The organism is Candidatus Megaera venefica, from assembly GCF_034554655.1.
Lineage (GTDB): Bacteria > Pseudomonadota > Alphaproteobacteria > Rickettsiales > Rickettsiaceae > Megaera_A > Megaera_A venefica.
In genome coordinates, this window is record NZ_JARJFB010000086.1 from 1 (window position 1) to 8190 (window position 8190).

At 33.2% G+C, this 8190-nt stretch carries 7 protein-coding genes; 3 read left to right on the top strand and 4 right to left on the bottom strand.

Annotation, left to right across the window (positions count from 1 at the left end; all coding sequences use genetic code 11):
• Positions 1-38: 38 nt before the first annotated feature.
• Both Megvenef_RS05815 and Megvenef_RS05820 read left to right on the top strand, forming a co-directional pair.
• Entirely contained in the window at positions 39-428 is a 390-nt protein-coding gene (locus Megvenef_RS05815; RefSeq protein ID WP_322777037.1) for a hypothetical protein, read from the top strand.
• A gap of 230 nt (positions 429-658) precedes the next feature.
• Positions 659-1276 (top strand): recombinase family protein, encoded by a 618-nt coding sequence (locus Megvenef_RS05820; protein ID WP_322777038.1) that lies wholly within the window; start codon positions 659-661, stop codon positions 1274-1276.
• A 248-nt stretch (positions 1277-1524) separates the two neighbouring features.
• Here Megvenef_RS05820 and Megvenef_RS05825 read toward each other — a convergent pair whose 3' ends face one another.
• The 3 genes from Megvenef_RS05825 to Megvenef_RS05835 all read right to left on the bottom strand — a co-directional run bounded on the left by Megvenef_RS05825 (position 1525) and on the right by Megvenef_RS05835 (position 6448).
• Entirely contained in the window at positions 1525-2172 is a 648-nt protein-coding gene (locus Megvenef_RS05825) for a mechanosensitive ion channel family protein (RefSeq protein WP_322777039.1), read from the bottom strand.
• Positions 2173-2399: 227 nt separating this feature from the next.
• On the bottom strand, positions 2400-5123 hold the full coding sequence (locus Megvenef_RS05830) for a hypothetical protein (protein WP_322777040.1): 2724 nt from the start codon (positions 5121-5123) through the stop codon (positions 2400-2402).
• 671 nt (positions 5124-5794) lie between these two features.
• Positions 5795-6448: a DNA-3-methyladenine glycosylase I gene (locus Megvenef_RS05835; RefSeq protein WP_322777041.1), complete on the bottom strand. Its 654-nt coding sequence runs from the start codon at positions 6446-6448 to the stop codon at positions 5795-5797.
• Between the two features lie 35 nt (positions 6449-6483).
• Here Megvenef_RS05835 and Megvenef_RS05840 point away from each other — a divergent pair, with 35 nt between their 5' ends.
• Positions 6484-7737 carry a Y-family DNA polymerase gene (locus Megvenef_RS05840; RefSeq protein WP_322777042.1) on the top strand — a complete coding sequence of 418 codons (1254 nt, stop codon included), beginning with the start codon at positions 6484-6486 and terminating at the stop codon, positions 7735-7737.
• Between the two features lie 194 nt (positions 7738-7931).
• Here the strand turns inward: Megvenef_RS05840 and Megvenef_RS05845 are convergent, their stop codons facing one another.
• The gene (locus tag Megvenef_RS05845) at positions 7932-8138 is read right to left on the bottom strand and encodes a hypothetical protein (protein WP_322777043.1); all 207 of its coding nucleotides are present in this window, start codon (positions 8136-8138) and stop codon (positions 7932-7934) included.
• Positions 8139-8190: the final 52 nt, after the last annotated feature.

Below are 8190 nucleotides of genomic sequence, written 5' to 3' on the forward strand. Positions count from 1 at the left end.
GTCGGTGTAAGAAAAAGTGATGATTAGTAATAAACAACATGAATACAAAATTGTCAAAAGTTCTAAAATTAATAAATAATTTAACCAAACAAGAACTGATGATTTTAAATCAGGCAACCGTGTCTCTTATTAAAACTTATCAAGATGTAGATTTTAAAAGAGCAGCTATTAATTTTAAGATAGGCGATATAGTTTCTTTTGTCGATTCAAGCGGAATAAGAATACAAGGAGTAGTAACTAAAAAGAACCAGAAGACTTTGCAAGTGACTACCGAGAAGAATTATTACGTTAACATCCCTGCTACTTATTTAACACTCGAAGAAAAACCATCACAAAAATTACTGAACTTCAGAAAAGAGGTAGCTCCCACACATCAGGAGATGCTTGAAACTTTAAACTTTGAATTAAAAAAGAAAACTTTGCATTAATGCTTATGCTACTATTTTATTATGAATATACCTTACATGAGTTTTACTGGATATCTAGGGTAAACTGACAACGAACTAAATTATGAGATAGAGTCACATTATAACTTTTTGTATAGTATAAAACGGCCGTTAAGATATTGCTGTTTTGTAGGTATCTTATATGTTACATAGTATATATACTATGTATAGTTTTCCTGCAAAACTAGAGTTAAAACTTAACAGGCTCTAAAATGACTAAAATTATAGCTTATATTCGCACCTCAACAGATAAACAAGAGTTAAATAATCAAAAGCTTGCCATATTGGAATATGCACAAAAAAATAATCTCAAGATCAACGAGTTTGTTGAGATTCAAATGTCTTCTAGAAAGACTCCAAAACAGAGGCGAATAGAAGAAGTTTTAGAAAAACTCTCTAGTACTGACATGTTGATTGTAACGGAACTCAGTAGACTTGGTAGAAGTACACCTGAAGTTATAGAACTGGTTAATGAACTAGTGGCAAGGAGTATCAGGGTAGTAATTCTTAAACAGAACCTTGATATCAGCAAGCATGATATGAATTCCAAAGTGACAATTACCTTGTTTGCATTGTTTTCAGATCTTGAACGTGATCTAATAAGCCAACGCACCAAAGATGCTCTCGCACTCAAGAAGTCTCAAGGACAGGTGTTAGGTAAGCCAGTTGGTACTGTACAAAAAAGTAAGTTTGATAAGGATGCTAGCAAAATTATTGAACTCTTAAATCTCGGACTCTCGATAAGAAAAATAGCAAAATTCTTTGGTTACAAGAATCATATTTCACTCAATACTTATGTGAATAAAAGAAATTTGAAAGATGAGGTTTAAACGAATAAAAAACGCGAGCTTTGCAATGGTTTAATTAATACCACAAAAATAGTCTAAAACCTTTATTGTAAAGGCTTGTAGAGTATTGCGGTTTATCGGCGGGGATTTGTGCTTAGGACGTCATTATACAGTAAAGATTTAGCTCTGATTAATATTGGCAGAGATTATTTTTATGGTGAATAAAATTATCAAATTACACCCAAAGAATAGCAGGTTATTATTTACAACGCTTAACTAACAACAAGCTCTTACTTTTTGATGTGTATATCATATTGAGGAAACGGCATGATAATGTTGTTTTTTTTAAAACTACGCCATATGGCGCGCATTACATCGCTCTTGGTTTCAGTACTTCCGTCCATAATATTTTCTAGCCAAAAGAATAGTAGCAATTCTATTGCACTGTCGGCAAATTCAACTAGATGGCATTTTGGTAATATATACTTAGAGCTATTCTTATGCTCAGTGGCAGCTAGAATCATTAGTTCACGAGCCTTTTCTATATCTGAATCATAAGAAATTCCAATTTTAATCTCAATGCGCCCACGCTTATTAGAATATGTCCAATTTGTTACTCTGTTAGTAATAAACTCATCATTAGGAATCATGATTTCTTGTCCATTAAACGTCTCAACTAGAGTGTATCTAGCTCCTGTATGCTTTACCAAACCAGATACGCCAGTGCCGAGTTCGATTAAATCTCCTTCTTTTATAGATTGCTCAAATAATAAAATCATGCCGCTTAAAAAATTAGAAGTAATTTTTTGTAAACCAAATCCTACCCCGATACCCACTGCACCACCTAGGAATGCGAATGCCGATAAATCTATTCCGTGTAAATCAAGAACAATAATCAGTATTGTAAAATATATAAAAAGCTGAAATATTTTGGTCAATATTGCTTTATTAACAGTTTTTATTTGAGATATTTTATTTATATTGCGTTCTGCAACCTCATCTAAAAATCGCGCAATCCGAAAAAATACAATTAATAAAACCGCTGATTTAATTAATTTATATATTGAAAAAGATACTGTTGCGAATCTGAATGTTAATAAATCTGAGTCCAAAAATTTGATAATAGAATCGCAATAGCCAAGATTTATCAATATAAGGCATACTATTAAAATAGTATATACACACCACCAAGTGGCGCGACTATGCCCACTAAATAACACCATTGCCCCTTTTCATCAATTCTGGCGGCTTTCTTCAATTCCTGCATTCTTTTGGCAAAAGATGCGGTCAAGGCAATAAATCTTTTGTCGCTTAATTCAATAAATCTACCTTTTGCCTGTTCCAAATTTTGTAAAAAAATACGCATTTCCATCACTTGGGTATCATCTATCGTAATACTACCGTCAAAATTAAACCATTGATTATTACCAGTGATATTTAATTTCAAATCAGTAAAAGAGATTTCTCGATCAACAAATAAAGATTGCCCTTTCGGCCATTCAATAGTTAGAGATTTATTATGCTTATAATTATTGAGTTGCTGTAATATTTCTAGGGCGGTTTCTAGCTCTGCTATTTGCCACTCATAATCTATGCAATCCTGTTCCTGTAGAATTGGACAAGTCTGTAGCAAATGACTAACGTTATCTCGCTCAAGACGCAAATCTCTACTAACGCTTTTGTAGCTATTATCGATTTGCGCGACAATGCTGCTATTACCTTTGCCAGGTTTGTAATATGAACCTTTACCACTGAAGGGTCTGACAAAAAGTCTAGCTTTTAAAATTTCATCAATAAAAGTAAGCTGCATGATTAAATTAGCATCCCCAGGTTCGCTTTCTAAACCTTCGGTACTATCAAACTCGGTTCTAATACTAATATTAGCAGCCGCTTGCTGAAGTAGGGATAATACCTTGTTTCTAGCAACTTTCGGTACTTTTATGCCATTGTTACCGAGTATCTTAACTATGTCTAAAGTAGACTGAGAAATCTCAACTACCTGATATTTGTTATCACTTTCCTTTTTTAGCTTGACGGTAGGTTGCTGCATATTAGCGGATTCTGATAATTTTACAAAAAAATTACCTTTTACTTCTTTAAATATCAATTCAGGGGTGGTTTTAGTTAATTCAATATGCGCGCCCGTATCACCGTCAAATACCAACGGATTGTTTATTAGTGCCAACAAAGCTTTGTCAGAATCAATATAGAAATTACTGTAATGGCTATAATCTGATTTTGCGCAACTAAGAACCGCTTTATCATATTCAGTTAAATAATCTAAATTATGTTGGGTTTCGTATAATCTTTTTAACGAAGCGGGGCGACCTTTATTCCAAGTACTACTGGCATTACTCGTCCTCTTTTGCTCTACTGGCACAATCATTTCTCGGTACTTATTAGGATATAGCATCCATACTAATCTCTTGTCATAAGATTTAGTCACTTCGTTTTTATTAAAATAATTATTTAGATTATCAAGGACTCTTTCCCATTCATCCTTACTCTTAACTATTCCTGTAAAATCGATAGTATAAGCTTGTAGGCTTGCAACATCTAATTTGTTGTTTTCTGTAGTAGTAGCTGTATCTAGTTGCTCTGGTAGTACTGAGATTAACGCAGGTAGGACTTCATTATACATTGCATGTAATTCTGATGCATATTTTTGGATATCAATCGCTTTGGATTTTGTCCAATACAAAACAAGAAATAGGATAAAACCGTCTAATACGTTGTCCAGCACTTTATGAGTACTATTGGTAATGAATAATATCTGCTCACTGATTTTTTTAGCATCGATACCAGAGCGCAAAAAATCTACCAACAACATTAATAAGCGGTATGAAGAATCATGGTGTTGAGTAAAATATTGCGGAATTTCTGGAATATCACCGCGATAACGAGATCGCTCTAATTCTTTGGTATAAAGGGTGCTTAGCGATATATAATGCTTTAATAAATCCTGTATTTTACTATGATTGTCAGGTTGATTTGCTTTTAGCAAAGAGAGAATATGACAAATTCCGTAAATCCCCGATAAACAAACGTTACGTTTTTTGCTTAGTTCTTTCGTTGTTTTTAATGCAGCGTCAAAATGCGCCAAGGCTTGCGATTGATCATCTCGTAAAAACTTCATTACGCCCAGTATGGCCTGATTTTTCATTGGGTTATTTCTAGTCCTTTCAGCCAGATAAGCAATTTTATCTAAATCCCCTCGTAAAAAGAAAAAATCTAATAAAATATCCAGTACAACATTGCTAGTAATAGGGAAACGGATCAATTCATTATCAACCCATTCTTTAATTATTGTAATTTCATTAATTTTAACGTTGTGGTTAGATTGTAAAATGCAATAGATTCTAGTTATAATTAACCAATATCTAATCTCTGGAGCTAAGCCCTTCAACATCTCATCGGTAAAAATGGTACTATTAAAATCTTGTGCAAGTCTTTGGATAATGTTGTATACAAAAATATCACTCTGCGTATCTCTTATGGCCTCATGCAGTAATACGGGTTTATTTAAATAAATAGCTAATCTTAACTTATCTACAGAAGATGAATTGTTATGCGCGATCTTAAGTAAAGATTCAGTGTTCACAACCGAATATTCTCCGTTAACAGCATCAAGTGTTATCTGGTGTAGAACATTAGTCGTTACCTGATTGTTTGAGTGTAGCAGCTTTTTATTGGTTAAATTTTGAAAAATAGGCGTTAAGATATTGTTATTAAACTGTTTGCCCAAAAAGGTTTTTAGATCACTGTCATTAAGTACTCTAAGAAAATCAGTCTTAGAAAGGTTAGCTCTACTTAGTGCCTTAAGCTGTAATACTCGTTTTTCCAAGTAAGGTAATTCGTGATATTGTTTTAGGGTTGATTTGATGTTCATGAGCAATTTGTATATTAATCATAGTAATACTTTTGATAATAAAATTTATACCTGTGCTCGATAATTTATACAAACGTAATTTTCTAGTTTATTAAAAATATTGTATGAGAGTACAGGAATTTCAAAAATTTTACCAAAAACATTTTTAATCTCTCTCGGGTTTAATTCCCCGAAGCTTGCTTCGAGTATTCTTAGTAAGCAGGGCGATCCGAAGGAAAATTTACTGTAATATCCCTGTAGGCTTGTTTCTGGGATAGATAAATTTATTGGACTTTGGACAAATTTATCAAAAGTAATTTCTATTTTTATCCAGATATTAACATCGGAATTAATATTTTTAACAGTTAAATCCTAGTTAAAAGTACTATCAATGCCTTGCAATCCAAGGCTTTACAAACAACTCTATTGACAGAGCATTTAATTGTAATACCCTTGTAAAAGACAAATTACTCATAGGGTATTTATTTGGCGTTTGAAAAAGGATACTAAATTTTTTAACCTCAAAAGAATACAATTCGAATAAACTGCAAATGCTCCCAAGCTGAATTGGTAAAACGAAATTATTGTTTTTCTTGTAATAAAATTTTGTCCAAAGTCCAATAAATTTAGCTCTGCGTATTTATTTTGAGCGGAATTATTTTGGGTATAGATTAGTTCGCTCACTGGTTAAATTATGCATTAGAACCATTTTGGTTTTTATGATATTTAAAACAATATCCAGGGTGATCGTTAACCATGCCGATAGCCTGCATAAATGCGTATATAATTCTTGAGCCGATAAATGTAAAACCTCTTTTCTTCATATCTTTGCAAATAGCTAGTAACAATGCTGTTTCACTGGGCACATCATCTGATCTAAGCCAGTTATTCAGGATCGGCTTATGGTCAACATACTGCCAAATATAATTACTGAAAGAACCATATTGTTTTTGTATCTCTAGGAATCTTTGGGCGTTTTGTATCGAGGATTTGATTTTTAGTCTACTTCTGATTATTCCTTTGTTATTCAAAAGCTCCAATGCCTTTTTTTCATTAAATTCTGCAACTTTATTAGGGTCAAAATTGTCATAGGCTAATCTGTAATTTGCTCTTTTCTTTAGAATCATGAGCCAATTTAACCCGGCTTCTGCCGATTCCAATACCAGCAACTCAAATAACTTTTGATCATCATATTGAGGCACACCCCATTCTTCATCGTGATACTTTAGGTAATCAGAATCATCCTTAATCCAATTGCATCTACACACACCGTCTTGAAATTGCATCTTATTAATAATAAACCTAAATTTTACAATAACGTCTATTATAATTAGCGTACATTCCATAACAAGGAAAGAAAATTCAAAGTTTTAATAACCAAATGGCATTCTGCATAGAAAATAAACTAAACTGGCTATACATAGATATTAATAGTTACTTCGTCACCATAGAACAGCAGCTCAATCCTGATTTAAGATATAAACCCGTGGTCGTAGTGCCGTTATTATCAGATAGCACTTGTGCAATAGCGGCAAGTCATGAGGCCAAGCTACTCGGTATCAAGACTGGTACAAAAATATATGAAGCAAAAAAATTATGCCCTGAACTCATTTGTTTAGAAGCAAGGCATAAAGTTTATGTTGAATATCACGATAAAATATTTCAGGAAATAGACCTGTACTTAAAAGTAGATCATATATTCTCGATAGACGAGGGAGCTTGTCGCCTAACGGGTAAGTATTGTCTGCCACAAGAGGCTATGGCTATTGCTCGTATACTCAAAAAAACAATACAAAACAATGTCGGCGACTATATTACTTGCTCTATCGGTATAGCTTCTAATAGATATTTGGCTAAAATAGCATCAAATATGCAAAAACCTGACGGACTAGTAATAATCAGGCCAGATGAACTACCAGAAGCACTATACAAATTAAAACTAAATGCCTTGCCCGGCATAGGAGCAAAGACCAAAGAGCGAATATTAAAAAGCGGTATATCGTCCATAGAAGAACTTTGTAAATTAAATGCGATCAAATTAAAAACAACATGGGGGAATGTATGGGGCGAAAAGGTGTGGCATTTGATCCGAGGAGCTGATTTACCTCTTGAGGAAACAAAAAATAGTAGCATAGGGCATAGTCAGGTTTTAGCTCCAGAATCAAGGGGGGTAGACATTGCTAGAAATATTTTAGTTACCTTAATATTAAAAGCGGCAAATAGACTTAGATCTCAAGTTTTATATACTAATAGTATTTTACTCACCCTAGAGACGATGCCTCGGAGATCAATTAAAGATCGAATCAAAACAGAATTGTCATGTGACAATAATAAATTACTAAAAATAGTGCTTAAAAGCTGGGATAATCTTATCAAAATAAACAATCTAAAAAATATTAGAAAAATCAGTGTTAGCCTACACGGTTTACAAAAAAAGTCCGCACAATTAAGTTTCGGTGATTTTCATAACCAAAAAAAGCAAGAGCATTTATCAAAAGTGGTAGATCTAGTTAATAAAAAATATGGACATAATATAGTGACAATTGGAGTACCTGCAAGTATACATGAAATTAAGCCGATTATTGCTTTTGGCCATATTCCAAGAGAAACAGGAAAGGGTAAGTCGCTGAAGTAAATATTTTAACAAATAGACCCTATTCTTTATAGTAGAAACGGCCACTATTGTGTTAGTCTAGTTGCAGATATAAGGGGCGAGTAGTCTTATGCTCGCAAAAAAAATAGTATTTTCAGGTTATCCCTATAAACGTTAAAATCTTGGATAACTATTTTAATGGTTTTAGATACGAACATCTCTAACTTTCTAAATATCTATACAGCATTATACGCTATTTGAGCTCGCAGTATAAAGATGCTTTCTTTTAGTACTACATTAGTACCGAGTTTTTTTAGTTGCCCAAGAGAATTGAGCAAATAAATAACTCCATTTTCAATTTTGCCAAATAACTTACTATTTTTGTAGAAGCCTACCATCTTCTCACCTATTCGATATTCAACTATGATCCTAAAATCCCTCATAACCTCCAAGCAGAACTAAGACCTTACCAAATAGAAGGATTTAAGTGGCTAG